The organism is Mycolicibacterium wolinskyi str. Jessa 2025, from assembly GCF_049241375.1.
GTDB classification, from domain to species: Bacteria; Actinomycetota; Actinomycetes; order Mycobacteriales; family Mycobacteriaceae; genus Mycobacterium; species Mycobacterium wolinskyi.
On sequence record NZ_CP185960.1, the window covers coordinates 4,085,335 to 4,107,574 of the forward strand.

Annotated in this window: 21 protein-coding genes; 7 read left to right on the forward strand and 14 right to left on the reverse strand. The window is 67.2% G+C overall.

Features of this window, described 5'->3' with window-relative positions; all coding sequences use genetic code 11:
* Both alaS and ACOI2T_RS20080 read right to left on the reverse strand, forming a co-directional pair.
* Entirely contained in the window at positions 1–2,691 is a 2,691-nt protein-coding gene (gene alaS, locus ACOI2T_RS20075) for an alanine--tRNA ligase (RefSeq protein WP_067845088.1), read from the reverse strand.
* A 163-nt stretch (positions 2,692–2,854) separates the two neighbouring features.
* The gene (locus ACOI2T_RS20080) at positions 2,855–3,256 is read right to left on the reverse strand and encodes a secondary thiamine-phosphate synthase enzyme YjbQ (protein WP_409504690.1); all 402 of its coding nucleotides are present in this window, start codon (positions 3,254–3,256) and stop codon (positions 2,855–2,857) included.
* A 116-nt stretch (positions 3,257–3,372) separates the two neighbouring features.
* On the opposite strand from ACOI2T_RS20080, the gene ACOI2T_RS20085 reads away from it, so the two are divergent.
* Together ACOI2T_RS20085 and ACOI2T_RS20090 are read left to right on the forward strand one after the other, a co-directional pair.
* Positions 3,373–4,005 carry a hypothetical protein gene (locus ACOI2T_RS20085; RefSeq protein WP_067845084.1) on the forward strand — a complete coding sequence of 211 codons (633 nt, stop codon included), beginning with the start codon at positions 3,373–3,375 and terminating at the stop codon, positions 4,003–4,005.
* 88 nt (positions 4,006–4,093) lie between these two features.
* Positions 4,094–4,402 carry a GlsB/YeaQ/YmgE family stress response membrane protein gene (locus ACOI2T_RS20090; protein ID WP_067845082.1) on the forward strand — a complete coding sequence of 103 codons (309 nt, stop codon included), beginning with the start codon at positions 4,094–4,096 and terminating at the stop codon, positions 4,400–4,402.
* Between the two features lie 101 nt (positions 4,403–4,503).
* Here ACOI2T_RS20090 and ACOI2T_RS20095 read toward each other — a convergent pair whose 3' ends face one another.
* From ACOI2T_RS20095 to ACOI2T_RS20110, 4 genes are all read right to left on the reverse strand, one after another.
* Complete coding sequence (locus ACOI2T_RS20095) at positions 4,504–4,977, reverse strand: SRPBCC family protein (protein ID WP_409504689.1); 474 nt, start codon at positions 4,975–4,977, stop codon at positions 4,504–4,506.
* On the reverse strand, positions 4,974–5,342 hold the full coding sequence (locus ACOI2T_RS20100) for an ArsR/SmtB family transcription factor (RefSeq protein WP_409504688.1): 369 nt from the start codon (positions 5,340–5,342) through the stop codon (positions 4,974–4,976). The genes ACOI2T_RS20095 and ACOI2T_RS20100 overlap by 4 nt, the downstream gene beginning before the upstream one ends.
* Before the next feature lie 97 nt (positions 5,343–5,439).
* Positions 5,440–6,771: a replication-associated recombination protein A gene (locus ACOI2T_RS20105; RefSeq protein WP_409504687.1), complete on the reverse strand. Its 1,332-nt coding sequence runs from the start codon at positions 6,769–6,771 to the stop codon at positions 5,440–5,442.
* Positions 6,772–6,806: 35 nt separating this feature from the next.
* Positions 6,807–7,643, reverse strand: a complete 837-nt coding sequence (locus ACOI2T_RS20110; protein ID WP_409504686.1) for a DUF3097 domain-containing protein — start codon at positions 7,641–7,643, stop codon at positions 6,807–6,809.
* Positions 7,644–7,701: 58 nt separating this feature from the next.
* On the opposite strand from ACOI2T_RS20110, the gene ACOI2T_RS20115 reads away from it, so the two are divergent.
* The gene (locus tag ACOI2T_RS20115) at positions 7,702–8,283 is read left to right on the forward strand and encodes a hypothetical protein (protein ID WP_409504685.1); all 582 of its coding nucleotides are present in this window, start codon (positions 7,702–7,704) and stop codon (positions 8,281–8,283) included.
* Positions 8,284–8,295: 12 nt separating this feature from the next.
* Here ACOI2T_RS20115 and ACOI2T_RS20120 read toward each other — a convergent pair whose 3' ends face one another.
* A complete protein-coding gene (locus tag ACOI2T_RS20120) occupies positions 8,296–8,616 on the reverse strand; it encodes a DMT family transporter (RefSeq protein ID WP_085141809.1) in 321 nt (106 codons plus the stop codon).
* Positions 8,613–9,266 carry an FMN-dependent NADH-azoreductase gene (locus ACOI2T_RS20125; RefSeq protein WP_409504684.1) on the reverse strand — a complete coding sequence of 218 codons (654 nt, stop codon included), beginning with the start codon at positions 9,264–9,266 and terminating at the stop codon, positions 8,613–8,615. The genes ACOI2T_RS20120 and ACOI2T_RS20125 overlap by 4 nt, the downstream gene beginning before the upstream one ends.
* Before the next feature lie 97 nt (positions 9,267–9,363).
* Here ACOI2T_RS20125 and ACOI2T_RS20130 point away from each other — a divergent pair, with 97 nt between their 5' ends.
* Together ACOI2T_RS20130 and ACOI2T_RS20135 are read left to right on the forward strand one after the other, a co-directional pair.
* Complete coding sequence (locus ACOI2T_RS20130) at positions 9,364–9,969, forward strand: TetR/AcrR family transcriptional regulator (RefSeq protein WP_409504683.1); 606 nt, start codon at positions 9,364–9,366, stop codon at positions 9,967–9,969.
* 92 nt (positions 9,970–10,061) lie between these two features.
* Entirely contained in the window at positions 10,062–11,459 is a 1,398-nt protein-coding gene (locus ACOI2T_RS20135; RefSeq protein WP_421874146.1) for an IS30 family transposase, read from the forward strand.
* A gap of 60 nt (positions 11,460–11,519) precedes the next feature.
* On the opposite strand, the gene ACOI2T_RS20140 is transcribed toward ACOI2T_RS20135, so the two are convergent.
* Genes ACOI2T_RS20140 through ACOI2T_RS20155 form a run of 4 tightly spaced genes read right to left on the reverse strand, consistent with a single transcriptional unit; the run spans position 11,520 to position 19,456 of the window.
* Positions 11,520–12,542, reverse strand: coding sequence for a zinc-binding metallopeptidase family protein (locus ACOI2T_RS20140; protein WP_409505697.1), 1,023 nt, complete (start codon positions 12,540–12,542; stop codon positions 11,520–11,522).
* On the reverse strand, positions 12,535–13,455 hold the full coding sequence (locus ACOI2T_RS20145) for a transglutaminase family protein (RefSeq protein ID WP_409505696.1): 921 nt from the start codon (positions 13,453–13,455) through the stop codon (positions 12,535–12,537). The genes ACOI2T_RS20140 and ACOI2T_RS20145 overlap by 8 nt, the downstream gene beginning before the upstream one ends.
* Positions 13,452–16,124, reverse strand: a complete 2,673-nt coding sequence (locus tag ACOI2T_RS20150) for a circularly permuted type 2 ATP-grasp protein (protein ID WP_409505695.1) — start codon at positions 16,122–16,124, stop codon at positions 13,452–13,454. Before ACOI2T_RS20150 ends, ACOI2T_RS20145 begins: the two co-directional genes overlap by 4 nt.
* The gene (locus tag ACOI2T_RS20155; RefSeq protein ID WP_409505694.1) at positions 16,124–19,456 is read right to left on the reverse strand and encodes a transglutaminase family protein; all 3,333 of its coding nucleotides are present in this window, start codon (positions 19,454–19,456) and stop codon (positions 16,124–16,126) included. Before ACOI2T_RS20155 ends, ACOI2T_RS20150 begins: the two co-directional genes overlap by 1 nt.
* Before the next feature lie 154 nt (positions 19,457–19,610).
* On the opposite strand from ACOI2T_RS20155, the gene ACOI2T_RS20160 reads away from it, so the two are divergent.
* Positions 19,611–20,348, forward strand: a complete 738-nt coding sequence (locus tag ACOI2T_RS20160; RefSeq protein WP_421874151.1) for a GAP family protein — start codon at positions 19,611–19,613, stop codon at positions 20,346–20,348.
* Here the strand turns inward: ACOI2T_RS20160 and ACOI2T_RS20165 are convergent.
* Positions 20,339–21,268, reverse strand: coding sequence for a DUF389 domain-containing protein (locus ACOI2T_RS20165; protein ID WP_409505692.1), 930 nt, complete (start codon positions 21,266–21,268; stop codon positions 20,339–20,341). The genes ACOI2T_RS20160 and ACOI2T_RS20165 overlap by 10 nt on opposite strands.
* Positions 21,269–21,291: 23 nt before the next feature.
* On the opposite strand from ACOI2T_RS20165, the gene ACOI2T_RS20170 reads away from it, so the two are divergent.
* Positions 21,292–21,675 (forward strand): MmcQ/YjbR family DNA-binding protein, encoded by a 384-nt coding sequence (locus tag ACOI2T_RS20170; protein ID WP_409505691.1) that lies wholly within the window; start codon positions 21,292–21,294, stop codon positions 21,673–21,675.
* Here the strand turns inward: ACOI2T_RS20170 and ACOI2T_RS20175 are convergent.
* Complete coding sequence (locus ACOI2T_RS20175) at positions 21,672–22,139, reverse strand: winged helix-turn-helix transcriptional regulator (protein WP_275083114.1); 468 nt, start codon at positions 22,137–22,139, stop codon at positions 21,672–21,674. The two genes, ACOI2T_RS20170 and ACOI2T_RS20175, sit on opposite strands and share 4 nt — an antisense overlap.
* Between the last annotated feature and the right edge of the window lie 101 nt (positions 22,140–22,240).

Consider the following 22,240-nt stretch of genomic DNA (forward strand, 5'->3'; position numbering starts at 1 on the left):
TTAACCCCGGCCGATCTCAGCGCGTAGCGCGGCCAATGCCGCGTCGATACCCGCTGCCCCCTTACCCGAACCCTGTGCCAGATCGGCTTTGCCGCCGCCGCGGCCGTTGACCGCCGCGCCGAGCTGCTTGACGAGCTCGTTGGCGCGCAACCCGAGATCCTGCGCGGCCGGGTTGACTGCCACCACGAACGGCACGGTGTCGTTGTCGCCTTCGGCGATCAACGCGACGACTCCGGGTTCTGAGCCCAGCTTGCCGCGGATGTCACCGACGAGGCTGCGGAGATCGCCCGCCGACATCCCCCCGGCCATCCGCTGCGCCACCAGACGCACCTTACCGACGACCTCTGCCCCGGCTGCGGCGTTGGCGGCCGCGGCACGCGCATTGGCCAGACGCACCTTCTCGAGTTCCTTCTCGGCCGCCTTCAGTCGCTCGACGAGGTTGGCGACGCGGGCAGGCACCTCTTCGGAGGGCACCTTCAACGACGACGCCAGCCCCGCCATCAACGCGCGTTCCTTGGCCAGGTGCCGGAACGACTCCAACCCGACGTATGCCTCGACGCGGCGCACGCCGGAGCCCACCGACGACTCGCCGAGAATCGTGACCGGGCCGATCTGCGCCGAGTTGTGGACGTGGGTTCCGCCGCACAGTTCCAAGGAGAACGGCCCGCCGATCTCGACCACCCGCACTTCGTCGGGATAGTTCTCGCCGAACAACGCCATCGCACCCATGGCCTTGGCCTTGTCGAGTGCGGTGTTGAACGTGTGGACCTCGTAATCGGCTTCGACGGCTTCGTTGGTGACTTCTTCGATCTGCGTCCGCTGATCCTCGGTGAGCGAACCCTGCCAGTTGAAGTCGAAGCGCAGGTAGCCCGGGCGGTTCAGCGAACCGGCCTGAACTGCGTTGGGCCCCAACACCTGTCGCAGCGCCGCGTGCACCATGTGGGTGCCCGAGTGCCCCTGGGTCGCGCCGTGCCGCCACTTCGGGTCGACGGCCGCGGTGACGGTGTCGCCTTCGACGAACTCGCCGGATTCGACGTTGACGCGGTGCGCCCACAGGGTTTTGGCGATCTTCTGCACGTCGGTGACGGCGGCTTTGGCCGTCCCGGACGCACCGGTCCCGCTGATCGCCCCCTCGTCGGCGATCTGGCCACCCGACTCGGCGTAGAACGGCGTGCGGTCCAGGATCAGTTCCACGCGATCGGCTTCCAGCCCGTCGTGTGACACCACCGGAACGCGTTTGCCGTCCACGAAGATTCCGAGAATCCTTGCCTCGGAGGTCAATTCGTCGAATCCGGTGAACTCGGTCGGGCCGGCATCGACCAGTTCGCGGTACGCGGTCAGGTCGGTGTGCGCCTGCTTGCGCGCAGCGGCGTCGGCCTTGGCGCGCTGACGCTGCTCGGCCATCAGACCGCGGAAACCCTCTTCGTCCACCGACAGGCCTGCCTCGGCGGCCATCTCGAGGGTGAGGTCGATCGGGAATCCGTACGTGTCATGCAGGGTGAACGCGTCATTGCCGGACAACACCGTCGAGCCGGACTTCCTGGTCGCCGCGGCGGCTTCGTCGAACAAGCGCGAACCCGACAGCAGGGTGCGGTTGAACGCGGTCTCCTCGGCGACGGCGATGCGGTTGATGCGCTCGAAGTCGGTCACCAGTTCCGGGTAGGACGGGCCCATCTCGTCGCGCACCGTGGTCATGAGGTCACCCATGATGGGCTGCTCGACGCCGAGCAGTTTGGCGGCGCGGATGATGCGGCGCAGCAGGCGGCGCAGCACGTAGCCGCGGCCCTCGTTGCCCGGGCTGACGCCGTCGCCGATGATGATCGCCGCGGTGCGCGTGTGGTCGGCGATGATGCGGTAGCGCACATCGTCGCCGTGGTTGCCCTGGGCGTAGCCGCGGGGGGCGACGCCCGCCACCAGATCGATCACCGGGCGCAGCAGGTCGGTCTCGTAGACGTTGTCGACGCCCTGCAGCAGGCAGGCCACGCGTTCGACGCCCATGCCGGTGTCGATGTTCTTGCGCGGCAGCGGGCCGAGAATCTCGAAGTCCTCCTTCGACGTGCCCTCGCCGCGCTCGTTCTGCATGAACACGAGATTCCAGATCTCGATGTAGCGGTCCTCGTTGGCTTCGGGGCCGCCCTCGACGCCGTAGGAGGGGCCGCGGTCGTAGTAGATCTCCGACGACGGTCCACACGGCCCGGGGATGCCCATCGACCAGTAGTTGTCGGCCATGCCGCGGCGCTGGATCCGCTCGAGCGGCAGCCCGGCCACTTCCTGCCACAGGCCGATGGCCTCGTCATCGTCGAGATAGACGGTGGCCCAGAGCCTTTCCGGATCGAATCCGTATCCACCCTCGGAGACGGGGTTGGTCAGCAGGGTCCAGGCCAGCTCGATGGCGCCCTTCTTGAAGTAGTCGCCGAACGAGAAGTTGCCGGCCATCTGGAAGAACGTGTTGTGCCGGGTGGTGATGCCGACCTCGTCGATGTCGGGGGTCCGGATGCACTTCTGGACGCTGACCGCGCGGTTCCACGGCGGCGTGCGCTGACCGAGGAAGTAAGGCACGAACTGCACCATGCCGGCGTTGACGAACAGCAAGTTGGGGTCGTCGAGGATCACCGAGGCACTGGGCACCTCGGTGTGGCCCGCCTTCACGAAATGATCGAGGAAGCGCTTCCTGATCTCGTGTGTCTGCACGTCGTTTATATCCTCGTGTCGTAGATGGTCGAGTTGGTCTCAATGGTCCGCAATGAGGCCGGAATAGTCACCGTGCTGATTGACCGCGACTATTTCGACCGCCTTACATTACCGGTCAGCGCATTCGCCCTGAACAGGGCAACGACCCCGTCCACCGTGCGCATCATGCCGCCAGAAAACTCAGCCGGACCGAACGCTGCGGGTTGTCCCGGTTGAGGTCGACGAGCACGACGCTCTGCCACGTTCCCAGCAGCGGTTCGCCGGCCTGCACCGGCAGTGTCACCGACGGCGACACCAGGGCCGGGAGCACGTGGTCGGCACCGTGGCCGAACGAGCCGTGGGCGTGTCGGTAGCGATCGTCACGCGGCAACAACCGCTCCAGGGCGTCGACCAGGTCGTCATCGGACCCGGCGCCGGTTTCGATGATCGCCACACCGGCGGTCGCATGCGGAACGAACACATTGCACAGCCCGTCGCGGTACGTCCCGCAGAACCTGCGCACGTCGCCGGTGAGATCGACGATGCGCCGCCGCGAGGTGTCGACGTCGATCAGGTTGGTGTCCATCCACTCAGCCTACGAGGCGGTGCCGCACCCATTGCCACCTGCGAAGTAGCGGAGGAAGGTAGTGGTTGGACCGGTGGCGCCACCGGGGCGCTGCCCTGGCAGGAAAGGGGTGGACCGTGTTCGCACGCTCTACCACGATCACGGCGCACGACGGCCCGGACCAGCGGGCCATCAACGCAGGTATCGCGCATATCCGCGACGAGGTCATGCCGGCCCTCGACGCCGTGGCCGGCTGTGTCGGCCTGTCATTGATGGTCGATCGAGAATCCGGTCGGTGCATCGCCACGTCGGCGTGGCGGTCCGAGGAAGCCATGCACGCGAGCGCGCCGATCCTGGCGCCGATTCGTCATCGTGCGGTCGAGGTGTTCGAAGGCAGCGCGACGGTCGACGAGTGGGAGATCGCGGTGGTTCACCGCGAGCAGTACACCGGGCCGGGCGCCTGTGTGCGGGCCACCTGGCTGCGAGCCCGCCCCGAACAGTTCGACCGGGCTATCGAGTTCTACCGGAACTCCGTGTTGCCGTCACTGGAGGAACTCGAGGGCTTCTGCAGTGCCAGCCTGATGCTTGACCGCAGTTCCGGCCGGGCGGTGTCCTCCGCCACGTTCGACAGCGCGGCGGCGATGGAACGGAACCGCGATCAGGCCCGCTCGCTGCGCACGGCCCGGTTGCGCGACCTCGGCGCCGACCAGCTCGACGTCGGCGAGTTCGAACTCGTCCTGGCCCATCTGCGCGTTCCCGAGATGGCCTGACCGAGAACAGATTCACAATTGACGGTTCCGTTTGGGCGGTGCCGAGCCGGGGTATCTCCCCTCCAGCCCAACCAGCTCTGGAGGAGAAATGACCATCACCGGCATCATCAGCGCGATCTTGATCGGCATTGTCGTCGGCGTGATCGGCCGCTTAGTTGTTCCCGGCAGACAACCCATCGGATTCCTCGTGACGATCCTGGTCGGAATCGTCTCGGCATTCATCGGCAGCGCGATCGCACGTGCGCTGGGCATACCGACTGTGACCAACGGCATCGACTGGCTCGAGCTGCTCGTCCAGGTCATCGTCGCCGCGCTCGGCGTCGCCCTCGTTGCGGCACTCATGGGTCGCCGACGTACCGGAATCATGGGCGGTCGACGCTCGGGCCTGCTTCGCTGATCACAGACCACTCGACGCGCACGGTCCCGGCTTGCATTGCGGCCGGGACCGTCGCATGTCCAGAGTCATTTCCGACGAAACCGGCTGCGCCGAAACGACTGTCAGATCGTGGGGAGCAGCGCGTCGAGTTTGTCGTAGCCCTCGACCATGCCACCCTCCATCCCCGAGGAGAGCAGTGCGTCACGCGCGTCGGTGTTCGGGCAGATCGATCGGCCGCGCAACGAGCTACGCCCGCCGCCGAGGTCCTCGAACCACATGAACTCGATGTTCACCATGTCCGGCGCGCCCTCGAACTCGAACGTCTGAATGATGAGTTCATTGGGCCGCACGGTGTGGAACACCCCGTTGAAGCGGTACTCGCCGGATTGGTCGGAGTGCACGTAGCGGTAACCCCCGCCCGTTTCGAAGTCCCACCGCTCGATCTGCATCTCCAGGCCGTGCGGCCCCAGCCACTGCTTGACCAGGTCGGGCTCGGCGTGCGCGCGGAACAATGCCGCCACCGGGGCATTGAACTCCCTGGTGAAGTCCATGGCCAGGGTGTCGACCGGAGCATTGAGGTTGAGTGCGTTGGTCATTTCTTCTTCTCCTGAGTGGTGTCGGTTTTCGGTGAGATCTGAGCCAGCAGGTCATCCAGCCGGCGATAACTGCGTTCGGCGTTGAGCCGATAGCGGTCGATCCATGCGGTCAGCCCTTCCAGCGCTGCCGCGTCGAGATGGACCGGCCTGCGCTGCGCGTCGCGGCTGCGGGTGACCAAACCCGCCTGTTCCAGTACCTGGATGTGTTTGGACACAGCCTGTTTGGTGATGTCGAACGGCGCAGCCAACTCGTTGACCGTCGCCGGGCCGCGCGACAGCCGCGCCACGATGGACCGTCGCACCGGGTCCGCGAGCGCCATGAAGGCACGGTCCAGCTGCGCATCGGCATCGTCATCACGCTCCATATCAACCTTTGAGTTGATCAATGAGTTGGTTGACTACCAACGTAGAAGGCGTTTTGGTAGGTGTCAAGAGCAGTTTTCGGGACGGCCTGCCAGGTGCTCAGCGCTTGCGGCGAATGATGGCGCGAAGTTTCTCCAGCCGCGTGGAGATCTCGCGTTCGACGCCGCGCCCGGTCGGCTCGTAGTAGTCGACGCCAACCAGGTCGTCCGGTGGATACTGTTGGGGTACAACGCCATCGGGATGGTCGTGCGAATATCGATAGCCCACCGCGTTGCCGAGTTTCTGCGCTCCCGAATAGTGGCCGTCGCGCAGATGCGGCGGGACCAACCCCGCCTTGCCCGACCGGATGTCGTTCATCGCGGCGCCCAGCGCAGTTGTCACGGCATTCGATTTCGGCGCGGTGGCCAGATGCACGGTCGCGTGCGCGAGCGTCAACTGCGCTTCGGGCATGCCGATCAGCTGCACGGTCTGCGCGGCGGCAACCGCCGTCTGGAGTGCCGTCGGATCGGCCATCCCGATGTCCTCGCTCGCGAGGATCATGAGGCGGCGCGCCACGAACCGGGGATCCTCCCCCGCCACCAGCATCCGGGCCAGGTAATGCAACGCCGCGTCGACGTCGGAGCCCCGCACCGATTTGATGAACGCGCTGACGACGTCATAGTGCTGGTCACCGTCGCGGTCGTAACGCACCGCGGCCTGATCGAGTGACTGCTCGATGGTCTCGACGGTGACGCGTTCCCCTGTTTCGGCAGCCACCTCGAGCGCGGTCAACGCACGTCGCGCGTCGCCGGCCGACAGCTGGACCAGCAGGTCGACTGCCTCGTCGGTCACCTCGACCGCACCCGCCAGCCCGCGCGGATCGGCGATCGCGCGACGCACCACGGTGCCGATGTCCTCGGCGGTCAGCGGTTGCAGTTGCAGGATCAGCGACCGCGACAACAGGGGCGCCACGACGGAGAACGACGGGTTCTCCGTCGTCGCGGCGACCAGCAGTACCACCCGGTTCTCGACCGCGGCGAGCAGCGCATCCTGCTGGGTCTTGGAGAAGCGGTGCACCTCGTCGATGAACAACACGGTCTGGCCACCGTGTATGGCGGCACGCCGTGCCGAATCGATCACCGCGCGGACCTCTTTGACGCCGGCAGACAGGGCCGACAGCGCCTCGAACCGACGCCCCGTCGCCTGCGAGATGAGCGAGGCGAGCGTGGTCTTCCCGGTTCCCGGCGGACCGTAGAGGATCACCGACGCCGCACCCGAGCCCTCCACGAGGCGGCGCAACGGCGAGCCGGCCTGCAGCAGGTGTGACTGTCCGACGACTTCATCGAGACTCGCCGGGCGCATCCGGACCGCGAGCGGCGCCGCCACGGGTGCCGCGCCGCCGGGTCCGGTCAGGTCGGCGTCACCGGGCAGATCGAACAAACTATCGGACACGTCTCAGGCATACCACGCCTGACACCACCCGGGCGCTAGCTCGTCGGCTGCGTCACGAAGTCGATCAGCTCCTCCACCCGGCCGATCAGCGCGGGCTCGAGATCGTTCCAGTCGCGCACCTGGCCGCGGATCCGTTGCCACGCGCGCGCGATGTCGGCCTGGTCGCGGTGCGGCCAGCCCAGTGCGTCGCAGATGCCGTGCTTCCACTCGATGCTGCGCGGTATGACCGGCCACGCCGTCATGCCGAGCCGGGCCGGTTTGACGGCCTGCCAGATGTCGACGAACGGATGGCCGACCACGAGCGTGTGCTCACCGCCGGGTCCGCGGCGGACCGCGTCGGCGATGCGGGCTTCCTTCGATCCGGTCACCAGATGGTCGACCAGCACGCCCAACCGGCGCCCGGGGCCGGGTTCGAACTCGGCCACGATCCCGGCCAGATCGTCGACCCCGCCCAGGTATTCGACGACCACACCCTCGATCCGCAGGTCGGCGCCCCACACCTGCTCGACGAGTTCGGCATCGTGGCGGCCCTCGACATAGATCCGGCTGGCCAGCGCGACACGGGCCTTGGCGCCCGGCACGGCCACCGAACCCGATGCCGTCCGCGCGGGCGCCGCCGACCGCTTCGGGGCGGTGAGCACGACGGGCTTGCCGTCGATCAGGAACCCCGGTCCCATCGGGAACACCCTGACCTTGCCGCGACGGTCCTCGAGCTCCACGCGCCCCTGCTCCACCCGCACGACCGCACCGACGTAACCGCTCTGGGCATCCTCGACCACCATGCCCATCTCGACCGGTTGCTCGGTGGAACGGATCCGCTTCGGAGTGTGCGGGTTTCGGGCGAGGACGTCAGAACCGTAGCGATCAGTCACCCGGCCGATCCTAGGAACGCACCAGCCGACATCGGTGTTGCGACATACGATCGTGACCGTGCTGTTAACCCGCACGACGGCCGAAGGCATCGCCGACGGCACGATCACCCTGGTGTTGCGCAGGTGGGATGCGCCACGCGCCAAGGTCGGCGGTACCCAGCGCACCGTCGCGGGAACCATCCGCATCGACGACGTCGCCGAATTCCCGGGCAATTACCGCGTGAGCGCCGAGCAGGCCCGCTCAGCCGGATATCCCGACGCCGAAAGCGCGCAAGCCGAGCTCGACCGAAGGCCTGCCGCGCACACCTACGTCATCTCGGTCTCCTACCTCGGCCCCGACGAGCGACCCGACCTCGCCGCCGACGACGCGCTCGACGATGCTGCCGTCGAGGCGATCACCGCGCGGCTCGACCGCTGGGACGCGGCGAGTGCCGACGGCCCGTGGACGCGCCGGTACCTGGGGATGATCGCGGCCAACGAGGCCGTGCGGGCGCCGGATCTGGCCGCGCGCGTGAGCCTCGACGTGCCGAGGTTCAAACGGCGCGTGCGCCAGTTGAAGGGGCTGGGCCTGACGATCAGCCTCGACGTCGGCTACCGGGTGTCGCCACGCGGGCGGGCCTACTTGGCAGCCACTTCCTGAGGTGACCTGGGCTCAGCCCGGTGTGGTGAAGCGCGCGAGCACAATGCCGCCGACAATCATCGACAACGCAAGTGCGCGTGCGGCACTCAGCGGATCCTTGTGCACAAGTACGCCGAGGACGATCGCCCCGACGGCACCGATGCCGGTGAACACCGCGTAGGCAGTGCCGACCGGCAGTGTGCGCATCGCGAGCGACAGCAGGTACACCGACAACGCACCGATGACGACACACAAGAAGGTCGGCAGCGGGCGGGTGAATCCGTCGGTGGGCTTGATGCTCTGCGACCACGCGATCTCCACAAGGCCCGCCAAACCCAGTACCAGCCAACTCATTTCGCGTACTCCACGGCCAGCGCCCGCGCCGCCTGCAACGCCGCCGTCAGCGACTCGTCGTGCGCGGCACGCAATCGCGCCAGCGCGGGGTCCGAATGCGAGTTGGCCAGTTCGGCGTTGATGAAGACGGTGTCGGTGACCGAGAAGTGCCCGGCGAAGAAGTCCCGGAGGTAGCGCTCCTGATAGTCGAACGCCTCCTTGGGTGAGCCGGGCGAGTACGCGCCGCCGCGCGCGGTCACGACGACGAATCGTCTGGGCGCCAAGGACATCCGCGGAAAGGTCACCTGGTCCAACCAGGCTTTGAGGGACGCCGGTATCGAGTAGTTGTACATGGGACTGGTGATCAGGACGATGTCGGCGGCTCGCACCTCGGCCAGCAGGGGTTCGACGATGCGCCAGGCATCGGCCTGTGCGGGTGTGCGGACCAACTCCGGAAGCCGATCCAGGTCGGTGGCGCCCGCGGCAAGAACAGCGTCGCAGATCTGCACCCAGCCGTCGTCGATCAACGGGATCGGCTCGGCCGCCACATCCCGGTACACGTAGTGACCATTGCCGACCGCCGCGCGCCAGGCCTGCGCGAACTCGGCGCCCAACCGACGACTGAGCGATTGTTTGCGCGCGCTGGAGTCCAGATGAAGCAGCGTGGTCATGAGCATCCTCCGAGTGAATTGGACAGGGTGTCCGGATCGACGCTCCATCTAACCGGACAACATGTCCAGATATTCCGGGATCGACTACAGTGCGAACATGGATGTCGGTAGAGATCTGCTCGACACTGCCGATGGCCCGGCCGAACGCGCCGACGCCGCGCGCAATCGGGCGAAGATCCTCTCCGCCGCCGCGCAGGTGTTCGCCACGCATGACCCGCGCAGCGTCACCATGGATCAGATCGCGACAGCGGCACGGGTGGGGCGCGGCACGCTCTACCGGCGCTATCCCAGTACCGCGGCCATCGCCGTGGCCCTGCTCGACGAACACGAACGGACCCTTCAGCAGGAGCTGATATCGGGCGAGCCACCATTGGGGCCCGGCGCGCCCCCGGCCGATCGCCTTTCGGCGTTCTACGCCGCCATGGTCGAGCTACTGGAGGCGCATGTGGATTTCGCGCTCGGCGCCGAAGTGGGCGGCGCCCGGTTCGCCGCCGGCGCATACGACTTCTGGACGGCACATGTGCGCTCGCTGCTCGTACAGGCACAGGTCGAGCAGCCGGATCACCTCGTCGACATACTGCTGGCACCGCTCGCCGCGGAGATTTTCCAGCATCAACGCTCCCGTGGTCTGAGCGTCGACGAGATCGCCGGCGCACTGGCGCGTCTCGCCCACGCGATGCTCGGCGGCACACCGCACGCTTGACCTACGACTCGCGAGTGTGCGGAGTCATACGCGGTCACCGGCTCAGACTCAAGTGGTGGCTGCAACACCTTGATTCGAAGGGTGTTGCTTTTATGGGTTTCCAGACGGGGTTTCGTGGTCGTGGTGTACCGCCGGGCGGCGGGTTGGCAGATTGGGTGCGGGAGCGGTTCTGGGAGGCGGTGAATTCGGGGCTGTCGCCGACGGCGGCGGCCACGGTTGCTGGGGTGCATGGGTCGACGGGCCGCAAGTGGGCCAAGGACGCGGGTTATGAGACCAATCCGAAGCACTATGGCAGGCGATATTCGCAGCTCGCGCGGGATAGCTTCTGGCAGGCGCTGCATTCAGCGGCCACGGTGGCTGAGGCCGCGGTAATCGCCGGCGTGTCGGAACACACCGCGGGGCGCTGGGTTCAACAGGCTGGATTCGTGCCACGAACACCGATGCCTGTTGGCCTCGAGTCCGATCGGTCACCGCCGAAGGGCCCGATGGCCTTTATCGAGCGCTGCCGGTTAGAGCAACTCCTGGAAACCGGGCACTCACCAGCCCAGGCAGCCGGGGTGCTGCAACGCCACCCCGACACGATTAGCCGGGAGATGGATCGCGGTAAGACCGAGGCCGGATACCGGGCGCGGGTGGGGCAAGACACCGCCGAAGCCAATCTCAAGCGTCCCAAATCACGCCACCTCGATACCCGTCCGCGACTACTGGCTGAAGTGGTGGCACGCTTGAAGCTGGGCCATAGTCCCGAGCAGATCGCCAACCGGCTGCGCCAGGATTTCCCCGACGATCCGGAGATGTGGGTGTCACACGAAACGATCTATCAAGCCCTCTATGTCCAACCCCGCGGGGAGCTGGCGAGACTGGTCAAGACCGCGCTGCGCACCGGCAGAACTCGGCGAAAAGCACAGGGCCGCAAACCGATAGAAGATCGAGATCGGTTCAAGGCCGGCATGATCAATATCGCAGATCGTCCCAAGGAAGCCGACGACCGCGCGATCCCCGGGCACTGGGAAGGTGATCTGATCTTGGGCAGTACCGCCTCAGGCTCAGCGATCGGCACGATGGTCGAGCGCACCACCGGATTCGTCGTGTTGCTGCACCTGCCCAAAGACCGCACCGCCGCCACCCTGGCCAACGCCATGTCGATCAAGGTCCCTGAGATACCCGAGATTCTGCGCCGCTCGCTGACCTGGGACCAAGGCAGCGAAATGGCGCTGCACACCAAGATCACCGAAGCCACCGGCCTGCCGATCTACTTCTGCGACCCCCACAGTCCCTGGCAACGCGGCACCAACGAAAACACCAACGGCCTGCTCCGCCAGTACTTCCCCAAAGGCACCGACCTGTCGTTCTACGGCCCCGGCTGGCTCGACCAGGTCGCCGCCGAACTCAACGCCCGACCCCGCAAACGCCACAAATGGCGCACCCCCGCCGAAGAACTCCACCGACTACTGTCAGACCCGTCCACATTCGTTGCAGCCACCGCTTGAATCCAAGCCGGCGAGTCGCGGATGAAACCGCACGTTCGCCGCCATTTCGGAGCGAGGCCGCTACGAGGTGATCTCGTCGATGACGGTGTGGACGAACCGCATCTTCTCCAGCACCGCCGGGGGTAGCACGAACGGGTAGAGGTCGTCGCGGCCCATCGACCGGTTCACCATGTTCAGCGACCACGACAGTGGCAGCCACATCTCGATGATCGTGTCGAAACCGCTTGGGCCTAGAACCTTTCGTTCGAACGTCGCACCTGCCGGGGCGAAGCCGAACGCCGCCGCGGTATCGAGCGTGTCGCGGATGTGCAGATAGTGCGCGAACGTTTCGGCCCAGTCCTCGGCGGGGTGCATGGTCGCATACGACGACACGTAATCGTCCTCCCAGCCATCCGGCGGGCCGTCCTTGTAGTGACGATCCAGGGCTTGCTGGTAGTCGGCGTCCGCGTCGCCGAACAGCTCGCCGAAGCGGGCCGTGTACTCGGCCGATGGTGCGACGAGGCGATAGTAGTAATAGTGGCCGATCTCGTGCCGGAAGTGGCCGAGCAACGTGCGGTAGGGCTCGTCCATCGAAACCCGCAACTGCTCGCGGTGCACGTCGTCGCCCTCGGCGAGATCGAGCGTGATGACGCCGTTCTGGTGGCCCGTGAACACCTTCTCGAACTCGCTGGAGAGCAGATCGAACGCCAGGCCGAATTCGGGGTCCTCATCGCGCCCGACGATCGGCAGCTTGAGCTCGTGGAGTTCGGCGATCAATCGGCGCTTGGCCCGCTCGGCCACGGCGAACGAGGCCAGGGCAACGGTATCGGTGTCCGCCGGCCGGGTGCGGGTGAGCGAACATGAGGCGCAGAGCGCGTTACCCCCGACCCGAACGAGCCAATTGCATTCCGCGACATAGAGATTGGCACACAGCCGGTACTTGCGTTCGTCCACGGCACCGGCGTGGTCACTCTCCTCCGGCTCGGCGATGACCAGAAGCGCCATGTCGTCGAGCGAGAAACCTAGATCGCTGCCACATGACAAACACAGCGAGTTCTCGAAGGCCAGCCGCTGCCCGCAGTTCGGGCAGTTGAAATCACGCATGAAGTAATCCCCCCTTGTACGGCGCAACGTCAACGGCCACCTCGATGGCGCTGCTGTCCGAGTCCGTGTAGATGATCCCCCGCAACGGCGGCACGTCGGCGTAATCCCGGCCGAACCCGGCGACGACGTAGCGCTCGTCGACCATCTGGTCGTTGGTCGGATCCAGCGCGAGCCACTGGTTCTGCGGCGTCCACACCGAGGCCCAGGCGTGCGTCGCGTCGACACCGATCATGCGTTCTTTGCCGGGCGGTGGATCGGTGGCCAGGTAGCCGGATACGTAACTCGCCGCCAACCCGTTCGCCCGCAGGCACGCGATGGCCAAACGGGCGAAATCCTGGCACACCCCTTCCCGCGCCTGCAGTACCTCGGCGACCTGGGTCGAGACCGTCGTCGACCCGGATCGGTAGGTGAAATCGGTGAAGATCCGCGACGTCAGGTCGCCCAGCACCTCGATGAGGGGCCGGCCCGGCCCGAAACTGGGTGCGGCGTAATCCCTTACGTCGTCGGTGATCTCCGGGGGTTGCAGGTCCATGGTGAACTCGGCGGCCAGCGCGCCGTCGGCACCGACCGGCCGGGCGAGCTCCCACGGGGCCTTGGCTGAGGCACCCGTGTAATGGTCCGGTGCGGGCGGGTCCACCTCCACCACGGAATGGCTCGTGATGCTGAGCGTGCGGTGGCGTTCGGTGACGTGAAAGTACGAGCTGACGTTGCCGTACGCATCCCGGCTCGTGGAACTGTCCGCCGCTTCCGGGTCGATCAGCAGTTCATGTGACAGGCAGCGTTGCCAAGGCAGGTCTCGCGGAGTGAGAAATCCGCGCCCGTAGGAACTGGTGACATCGTCGGAGTAGCGGTAGACCGTGCGATGGGTGATCTCGTAGCACCGGGTGGAGCCCCCGGAGTCGGCAACGGTCATGGCACCATTCTGCGCTCATCGGGGCCCCACAGCGGCTGCATGCCGCCCGGCAGCGACAGGTGCGCCGCCGTGATGACCCTGGACAAGTCGCGCAGGCCGGCGTGCATACCGTCGAGCAGGTCCGCGAGTTCGCCCCGGACGCCTTCCGGGTTCACGTCTTCCAGATCGGCCGGGTCGAGCCGGCGCAACCGGGTGGCGATCTCATCGACCAGGCGCTCGGGGCGCGAGGATCCCGACGAGCCGGGCAACGCCTTGAGCTTGGTGCGCAGCCGCTCGAGCTGATAGACCAGCGATCGAGGGTTCTCGGCATCGAACAACACCAGTTCGGCGATCGCGGCGATGCTGATCCGCCCGGGATTGCGCCGGCGGTAGATCACCGATGACTCGCAGGCCACCAGCGCCGATTCCGTGACGGCACGCTCGGCGGCCGCACTGCGCACCGTTGTGAGCGTGGCCCGCAGCAGTGCGGTCAACGCCAGCCCGCGCTCGATCCGCTTACCGATGTCCATCATCGTCCAGCCGATGTCCTGCACCATCGATTCGGCGGCGACCCCGGACAGCGCGAGCATGCCGGCCAGCGTCTGGCTGTGCGCGGTCGCGAGATAGGCCTCCCCGGCGGTCTGCGACTCGGGCGGCGAATCCGACACGCGCAGCACCGCTCGTTCCACGCCCGCCAAGACCATCCAGGTGTCGTTGGACATCTGATCGCGCACCGCACGGGCCGCCAACCCGAGCCGTTCCACCGATTGCGCCAGGGAACCGGGCCGTTGCCTGTCGGCGGTGACCGACCACAGCGTGGTCGGCGCGATCGCGATCATCTCGTGGTGGTCACCCGCGGCGCCGGTGTCGGTGCCCGTGATCGCCCCGATCGCCGTGAGCAGCACCGGCACGCACTGACTTTCCTCGAACTCCTGCCGGTACCGGTACTCGTGGTAGCGCTCACGGGTGACGGTCAGCAACCGCGCCATGTTCTCGGCACGCTCGGAGTAGCGGCCCATCCAGAACAGGTCCGACAACACGCGCGGCGAACTGACCGCACGCGTAGGACTCGGCGTCATCGCCGGCGCGGCGAGATCAACCGGGGCGGAGATGCGCTCAGCTGTCACCCGGGTGGGCGTCCGGACCCAGACATCCTTGGCAGCAACGGTATTCATCCGGTAGGCAGCGTTACCCGGTGCCATCAGATAACCCAGCCCGCCGATCATCGGCGCATAGCCGCCACGTTGCGCGACGGTGAACAGCCGCATACCGACACTCGCCGCCGACAGTCCCCCGGACCGATGATCCGTGGGTGCGGTGGAGAACTGCGGCAGCTCCTGTCCGATCCACTGCCATGGGCTGGCCTCGATCCGCGCCGCGAGCCTTTCGCGTTGCGCCACCGAAAGTTCCGGCCCGACGATTGGTGCGCCGCCGCTGATCGAGCGGATCAGCAGTGTCGGCAGCTTGGTCAGCAGATGCGAACGTTCCAGATCGATGCCGCCCCAGTACATCGGGGCGGTCTGGAGTTGCGGTGTCTCATCGAGCAGCAGTTCGCCCAGCTTGGGCAGAAAGCGCTGCAGCCCAGGGCTTTCCAGGATGCCGCTGCCCAAGGTGTTGACGACCGTGACCGCACCGCGCCGCAAGACCTCGACGAGTCCGGCGACGCCGAGGCGGGAATCCGGGCGCAGATCCAGCGGGTCGACATAATCGGCGTCGACGCGCCGCAGCACCACGTCGACGCGCTTGAGGGTCCCCAGTGAGCGCATCCACAGTTTGCCGTCGCGCACCACCAGGTCGGCGCTCTCCACGAGCGGAAAGCCGAGCAGCCCGGCCAGATACGCTTGGTCGAAGGCTGTCTCGGAATGGATGCCGGGGCTGAGCACCACGACGACCGGTTCCTCGGCGGTTTCGGGTGCGGAGTCGATGAGCGCGAGCCGCAGGGCCTGGCCCCAGGGCGAGGCCGGGCGCGGGCTGATGCGCTCGTAGAGGTCGGGTACTGCGTGGGCGATGACGCGCCGGTCGGCCAACGCGTAGCCGGCGCCCGACGGTGCCTGCGTCCAGTCCGCGTTGACCACGAACGCGCCGTCGGCGCCGCGACTGACGTCGCAGCCGTGCAGGAACAGCTGGTGTCGCCCCGGCACCACGATTCCACGGGCGGCCCGGACATAGCCGGGGTGGGCGAACAGCAGCTGCGGCGGAAGCACACCACTGGTGATCGAGCGGCGCGGCCCGTACAGGTCGGTGAGCACCGCATCGAGGATCCGGGAACGCTGCACCAGGCCGGCTTCCAGCACATCCCAGTCCTGCGTCGAGATCACCAGCGGGAGCGCGTCGAGGTGCCACGGGCCGGGCATCGCGGTGCCGTCGCCATCCGTGACGACCTCACCGTGGCGGTCGACCTGGATGTAGTCGATGCCGTCGTTGTCGACCAGGGCCCGCACCTCGGCACGCAGGCGGTCGAGGCCGTGGCGGCCGCGCTCAGCGACGCACTCGGCCAGCTCGCGCCAGGTCGGCCGGACGTTGCCCGCGACATCGACGAACTCGTCGTAGCCCGAACCTACGCCCGAACCGCGGACGTCGAAAAGCGCCTGCTGCGCCCGCGTCCTGCGATAACCGGCCAGCACGCCGTCGGCGTCGTTGCTCACACCGACGCTCGGGACGGGCTCCGGTGAGCTTGCACGTAAAACCATCAGTGGAGCACGGTACGCACCCGGCGCAAGTCCAAGATGCCCGGTGCGCCGACATCGGTCGATTGGCGCGCCTGCTTCTCCCTGATGTCCGAGATGTCGATCCGGCCTGGCGTGAATCCGGTCGCCTCGAATCGCCTGCTCCGGCGCGACTCGGCCTCGACGGCGTTGACCGGCGGGCTGTCGTACGAGCGTCCGCCAGGGTGTGCGACGTGATAGGTGCACCCACCTCGCGAGGCTTCTCCTGCGGTGTCGACGAGCTCGAAGCGTAGCGGCCCGTCGACGGTGATGGTCGGGTGCAGGGCCGAGGGCGGCTGCCAGGCCCGGAACCGCACCCCGCCGACCTGGACGTCGGGGTTGTCGGTGGCCAGCAGTGGGATCGGATGGCCGTTGACGGTCACGACGTAGCGGTGGCGGTCGGCCCCGATCAGCCGGACCTGGACGCGTTCCACCGACGAGTCGACATAGCGGGCGGTGCCGTCCGCGGTCGATTCCTCGCCGAGGACGTTCCAGGGTTCGATCGCACCGCGCAGTTCGATCTCCACCCCGTCGAACACGGCAGTGCCGATACGGGGGAACCGGAACTCGGTGAACGGGTCGAGCCAGCTGGTGTCGAATTCGATGCCGTGGGCCCGTAAGTCGGCGGCCACGTCGGCGATGTCGTGAATCAGGAAGTGCGGCAACAGATAACGCCCGTGCAGGTTGGCACCGTGCCGGATCAGCGGAGCCCTCAGCGGCTCGTCCCAGAACCGCGCCACAAGTGAACGCACCAGGAGCGACTGCACCATCGCCATCTGCAAGTGGGGCGGCATCTCGAAGCCTCGCAGCTCCAGCAGACCGAGGCGCCCGCGTGCGCTGTCGGGGCTGTAGAGCTTGTCGATGCAGAACTCGGCGCGGTGGGTGTTGCCGGTGATGTCGGTCAGCAGGTGGCGCAGCGCCCGATCGACGACCCACGGAGAACCGCTTGCGGGGCGACGATGGCTCGGCTTCGCCGCCCTGCCTGCGGTGAGCCGGGCGATTTCGGCGAACGCGATCTCGAGCTCGTAGAGGGCTTCGGAGCGCCCCTCGTCGACGCGCGGTGCCTGTGACGTCGTGCCGACGAACCGGCCGGCGAACAAATAGGACAGTGCCGGATGGCGTTGCCAGTAGGTAAGCAACGACACCAGCAGGTCGGGCCGGCGTAGCAGGGGCGAATCGGCCGGGGTGATGCCGCCCAGCGTGATGTGATTGCCGCCGCCGGTGCCACCGTGTGTGCCGTCGACGTCGAACGATTCGGTGGACAGCCGGGCCTTCCGAGCCTCTTCATACAGGGTCTCGAGCTGCGCTTGCTGTTCGGCGAAGCTGACGGACGGTGCGACGTTGACTTCGATGACGCCCGGGTCCGGCGTGATCGTCACGGCAGTGATGCGTGGGTCGGATGGTGGTCCGTAACCCTCGATGACGACGGGCGTGCCGGTCTCGGCCGCGGCGGCCTCGATCCGTCTGACGAGGTCGACGAAATCGTCGAGCGCGTCGGTCGGCGGCAGGTACAGATAGAGCAGTCCGCCCCGGATCTCGGCGACCAGGGCCGTGGTGGGCGCGTTGTCGGCGTCCTCGACGACCGCCGCAGCGGGATCGGCCTGCAGCGCTCCGCGTGGCGCGAGTGGGTCGGTGTCGTAGGTGGGCCGTGGGGGCTGCCAGCTGATCGAGTTCAGCGGCAGCCGCAGGCCGGCAGGCGAATCGCCCTCCAACAGGACGATGCGGCCACGCCGCAGCTTCCAGTCCGCGCTCGCCCAGCCCGTGCCGTCGTCACGGCGGTGCAGTGGAAGCACGTAGGCGGCCGGTTCGTCGACGGAAGCCTCGAGCCGGGCAAGCAGTGCCGACCGCGTATCGGGTGTGTCATCGGCCAGATCATCCTGGTCGCTCACCGGATCGCCTGCAGGCCTGCGGACGGATTCGGCCAGCCGGCTCAGCGCGTCCTCGTAGGCGGGCCGGACCTGGGTGTCGGGCAGTCCGAAGTCGGCGGCCAACATTGACAGGATCTTCAGCCCGGCGTCGGCGGGCACGGCGGGCGTCTCGCCGCTCCACGGGTCGGCGAGCAGTGTGTCGTCGTTCCACAGCGGACGGCCGTCGGTGCGCCAGAACAAGCCGATCTGCCATCGCGGCAGCGGTTCTCCCGGATACCACTTGCCCTGGCTGCGTTGAACGAGTCCGTTTGGCGCCCATGTCTTTTTGAGCCGTGCAGCCAAGACCGACGCCCGCTCGCGTTTGTGCGGGCCATCGGCCGCGGTCGTCCACTCGGGGTCGACCCGATTGTCGATCGACACGAATGTCGGTTCGCCGCCGACCGTGAGCCGGACGTCGCCGGCGGCCAGCCGCTGGTCCACTTCGGCGCCGAGCTTCAGGATTGCGGCCCACGCGGACTCGGTGTAGGGCAATGTCACCCGCGGGTCCTCGTGCACGCGTGTGACCACGTTGGAGAACTCCATCGTGGCTTCGCACGGTCCGGTCGCACCGGTGATCGGCGCCGCGGAGTCCGGATGCGGGGTTGCCGACAACGGGATGTGACCCTCACCCGCGAAGAGGCCGGAGGTCGGATCGAGGCCTATCCAGCCGGCACCGGGAACGTACACCTCAGTCCAGGCGTGCAGGTCGGTGAAATCGGCGGCAGGCCCCGACGGTCCGTCGAGAGCCATCACGTCCGAGGTGAGCTGCACCAGGTAGCCGGAGACGAACCGCGCCGCGAGGCCTAGCTGCCGTAGGACGGACACCAGCAGCCACGCCGAATCCCGGCAGGAACCGATGCCGGTGCGCAGTGTGAGATCCGGTGTCTGAACTCCGGGCTCCATCCGGACGCTGTAGCCGACATCGGCGTTGACAGCCCGGTTCAGCGCCACGAGGAAGTCGATCGTGCGGGTACCCGCCGGCACCGTGAAATTGCTCACCCAGGCCGCCGCGAGCTCCCCCGGCCCGGAGCCCTCGCCTGTCTCGTCGACCGGGCGCAGGTACGGCTTGAGGTCTTCGAGCAGCGTCGCCGGGTACTCGAACGGGAAGGTCTCGGCGTAGTCCTCGATGAAGAAGTCGAACGGGTTTACGACCTTGAGATCGGCGATCAATCCGACCGTGATGGTGAGATTCTGCGCCCGGCTGGGAAAAACCAAGCGCGCCAAGTAATTACCGAAGGCATCCTGCTGCCAGTTGATGAAATGGTCGGAGGGTTCCACCGTCAACGAGTACGCCTCGATCGGGGTGCGCGAGTGCGGCGCGGGACGCAGTCGGACGACGTGCGGGTGCACGTCCACCAGCCGATCGAACGTGTAGCTGGTGCGGTGCTCCAGCGCCACTTTGATGCCCATCCGCAGATCCCATCACAAGGTGGCCTCCCCCGCATTGCGCAGGAGTTTCGTCGCCGGCGAACCCGACCGGGCCGTGCCGATCCGGCTCATTCCTGGCGGCGCTGGTTCAATTCACCGAGAAAGACGACTGACCGAAGGGATGTGGCAACCCGCCATGTGGAGCACGGTGCTGGTGATGGCCGCGGTGGCCGGAACCGACCCACTGCGGATCGGCGTGGTTGCCTACATGCTGTCGCGACGGCATCCCGCGCGGCTGCTGCTGCCGTTCGTCGTGGTCGGGTTCACGGTGAACGTCGTGGTGGGCGCCGTGGTGGTGTTCGTCCTGCGTGAGACGGCTGCGGGCGGCGCCACGATTCCGCCCGCCGTCGAGATCGGCATCGGGGTGGCCGCGCTGGTGATCGCCGCATTGTCGGCGGCGGGGGTGTTGGAGCGTCTGGCGAACCGGGTTCGCGGACGACGGGCCGCCGTGCCTGCCGCCGTCGGCGAACCCGGGTCGGGTCCGGTGGCGCCGCCGACGCTCGACTCCTTGCCCGTCGTCTCGAAGCTGCCCGAGAGCATCAAGGCGGCGCTGCGGGGCGAAGCGGCGTGGGCCGCTGCGTTGCTGGGCCTCAGCAATGGATTTCCCACGCCGTATTACCTGGCCGCGATGGCCGCGGTGCTCACATCGGGCGCCGGCGTCGGGCAGCAGCTGGCCGCGTTGGTGGTGTTCAATCTCGTCGGGTTCGGCGCGGCGATCGTGCCGCTCATCAGCTTCTGGCTCGCGCCCGAGCCCACACGCTCAGCCGTCGAACGCATCTACGCCGGTATGCGGACCCATCACCGGCTCGTGGTCGGCGTGATCGCCGGACTGGTCGGGGTCTTTTTCGTCGGGCTCGGCATCAGTCACCTCTGACGGGCGCCCCTCGTGACCCGCGACCGGCGATACACCGCGAGCACCAGAAGACCCGCGAGCGTGATGCCGACGAGGTTCACCACGAGCTGCAGGACGGACTGACCGGCGATGTCCCAGTCCCCGACCGTCGCGGCAACCACGGCGAAACCGGCGGCGGGCACGGTGGTGACCGAGATGAAAACGCCGACAAGCGCTGCCGATTTCGCCGATACGAGCGACAACATCCCGGCCGCACCGGCCAGTAGCGCGACGACGAACGAGAACGGGCCGACCTGGAAGATGAAGTCGACCCCCTCCAGTTCTCGCGTGCTGGTCAGCGTGACCCAGCCGAACGCCTCGAATGCCAGCGTCGCGCCCGCCGTCACGATCATCGCCAACGGGAAGCCGATCAACAGCGCCGCGGCCGCACGGCGCGCCAGCGACATCTTGCGCTGCACAAGCGCAACCGCCAGCGCCGCGAGCGGGCCGAACTCCGGGCCGACCACCATCGCACCGACAACCGTGACGGGCGAGTCGGTGATCACGCCCACCGCCGCGAGCATGCACGCGATGCACAGGAACATCACGTACGTGACGTTGAGGTGGGATTCCTCGCGGGTGCGGGAGATGAGCTCGTCCCAGATCACCGCGTCCGCGGCGTCCCCGTCGGCCTCGTCCTCGGCGTGATAGGCCGCGCTCGACAGCACGGTGTCGAGCGGTTCCATGGTGATGGCGCCCTCGTGGTGGACGTCGAGCGACTTGAGCCGCTCCACCACCTCGTTGACGGCCTCCCGTGCGACGTCGGCCGTGATCTCGTCGCCTGCGGGTTCGATTGCCGCTCCGGGGTGGATCACGATGTGGGTGACGCCGGCTTCGCGCTCGAGCACGTTGAGTATCGGATTGCGCAACTCGACCGGCGCGATCACACGTAGGTGCAGCACGCGCCGAGAGTAACGTTCAGAGCGTGGCCGACTGGGGTGACGTGGCGCGCATCGCGGCAGATCTTCCCGAGACCGGCGAGCCGACGCCCCGAACCTGGCGGGTGCGCAAGAAGCTCGTGGTGTGGGAGCGTCCGCTACGCAAGGCCGACTACGCGGCGCTGGGCGCCGACGCGCCCGACGGCGACATTCTCGGCGCCCGGGTGGCCGACGAGGGCGTCAAGTTCGCGCTGATCGCCGACAATCCCGCGGTGTACTTCACCACGCCGCACTTCGACGGCTACCCGATCGTGCTCGTCCGGCTCGCGGCGATCGGCGTCGACGAGCTGACCGAGCTGATCACCGAGGCGTGGCTGGCGCAGGCGCCCAAGACGTTGGTGAAGGCGTATCTGGCCGACGCCGCGGACTAATCACGGCGGTCCACTCTGACGACGAGTTCGTCGGGCGGCACGAGATGTCCTTCCTCGCAACGAATTTCGACGGTCGCGCGAGCACCGCAGCCGGCATGGGCCAACCGCAGCGGGGAATCGTTCGACACGTGGTCGCGGCCCCACTCGAACAGCGCCCACACCACGGGCATGAAGTCGACGCCGGCCTGGGTCAGCACGTACTCGTCGCGACTGCGCTGACCAGGTTCCTGGTAGGGCCGACGCTCGAGCAGGCCGGCCTCGACGAGGTCGGACAGCCGTGCCGATGCCGCGGCCTTCGTCACGCCGACCCGTCGCCAGAAGTCCTCGAACCGCGTCGTGCCGTAGTAGGCCTCGCGCATGATCAGCATCGCCGACTTGGTCCCCACGAGGGCCATGGTCTTCTCGATCGGGCAGCGCCCCACCGCCGACCAGGCGTCGCGGTCAGCAAGGGCGCCCTGCAGCATTCCCACGGAATCAACCTCATCCCTGAGTTGTTCTAACTATACCCAGGTGGTATATCTGGGTACACATCAGAATACTCAGCGTTGAGTCTCAGGAGGCAGAG

Excerpts from the sequence above, each read along its gene's own strand:
- ACOI2T_RS20145 (WP_409505696.1), bottom strand. The coding sequence starts at position 13,455 with ATGACCGTTGCCGACTCCGGGGGCTCCACCCGGTGCTACGAGATCACC.
- ACOI2T_RS20120 (WP_085141809.1), bottom strand. The coding sequence starts at position 8,616 with ATGAGTTGGCTGGTACTGGGTTTGGCGGGCCTTGTGGAGATCGCGTGG.
- ACOI2T_RS20150 (WP_409505695.1), bottom strand. The coding sequence starts at position 16,124 with ATGGTTTTACGTGCAAGCTCACCGGAGCCCGTCCCGAGCGTCGGTGTG.
- ACOI2T_RS20155 (WP_409505694.1), bottom strand. The coding sequence starts at position 19,456 with ATGGGCATCAAAGTGGCGCTGGAGCACCGCACCAGCTACACGTTCGAT.
- ACOI2T_RS20175 (WP_275083114.1), bottom strand. The coding sequence starts at position 22,139 with ATGCTGCAGGGCGCCCTTGCTGACCGCGACGCCTGGTCGGCGGTGGGG.
- ACOI2T_RS20140 (WP_409505697.1), bottom strand. The coding sequence starts at position 12,542 with ATGCGTGATTTCAACTGCCCGAACTGCGGGCAGCGGCTGGCCTTCGAG.
- ACOI2T_RS20080 (WP_409504690.1), bottom strand. The coding sequence starts at position 3,256 with ATGGACACCAACCTGATCGACGTCGACACCTCGCGGCGGCGCATCGTC.
- ACOI2T_RS20135 (WP_421874146.1), top strand. The coding sequence starts at position 10,062 with ATGGGTTTCCAGACGGGGTTTCGTGGTCGTGGTGTACCGCCGGGCGGC.
- ACOI2T_RS20160 (WP_421874151.1), top strand. The coding sequence starts at position 19,611 with ATGTGGAGCACGGTGCTGGTGATGGCCGCGGTGGCCGGAACCGACCCA.
- ACOI2T_RS20130 (WP_409504683.1), top strand. The coding sequence starts at position 9,364 with ATGGATGTCGGTAGAGATCTGCTCGACACTGCCGATGGCCCGGCCGAA.
- ACOI2T_RS20090 (WP_067845082.1), top strand. The coding sequence starts at position 4,094 with ATGACCATCACCGGCATCATCAGCGCGATCTTGATCGGCATTGTCGTC.
- ACOI2T_RS20125 (WP_409504684.1), bottom strand. The coding sequence starts at position 9,266 with ATGACCACGCTGCTTCATCTGGACTCCAGCGCGCGCAAACAATCGCTC.
- ACOI2T_RS20100 (WP_409504688.1), bottom strand. The coding sequence starts at position 5,342 with ATGGAGCGTGATGACGATGCCGATGCGCAGCTGGACCGTGCCTTCATG.
- ACOI2T_RS20095 (WP_409504689.1), bottom strand. The coding sequence starts at position 4,977 with ATGACCAACGCACTCAACCTCAATGCTCCGGTCGACACCCTGGCCATG.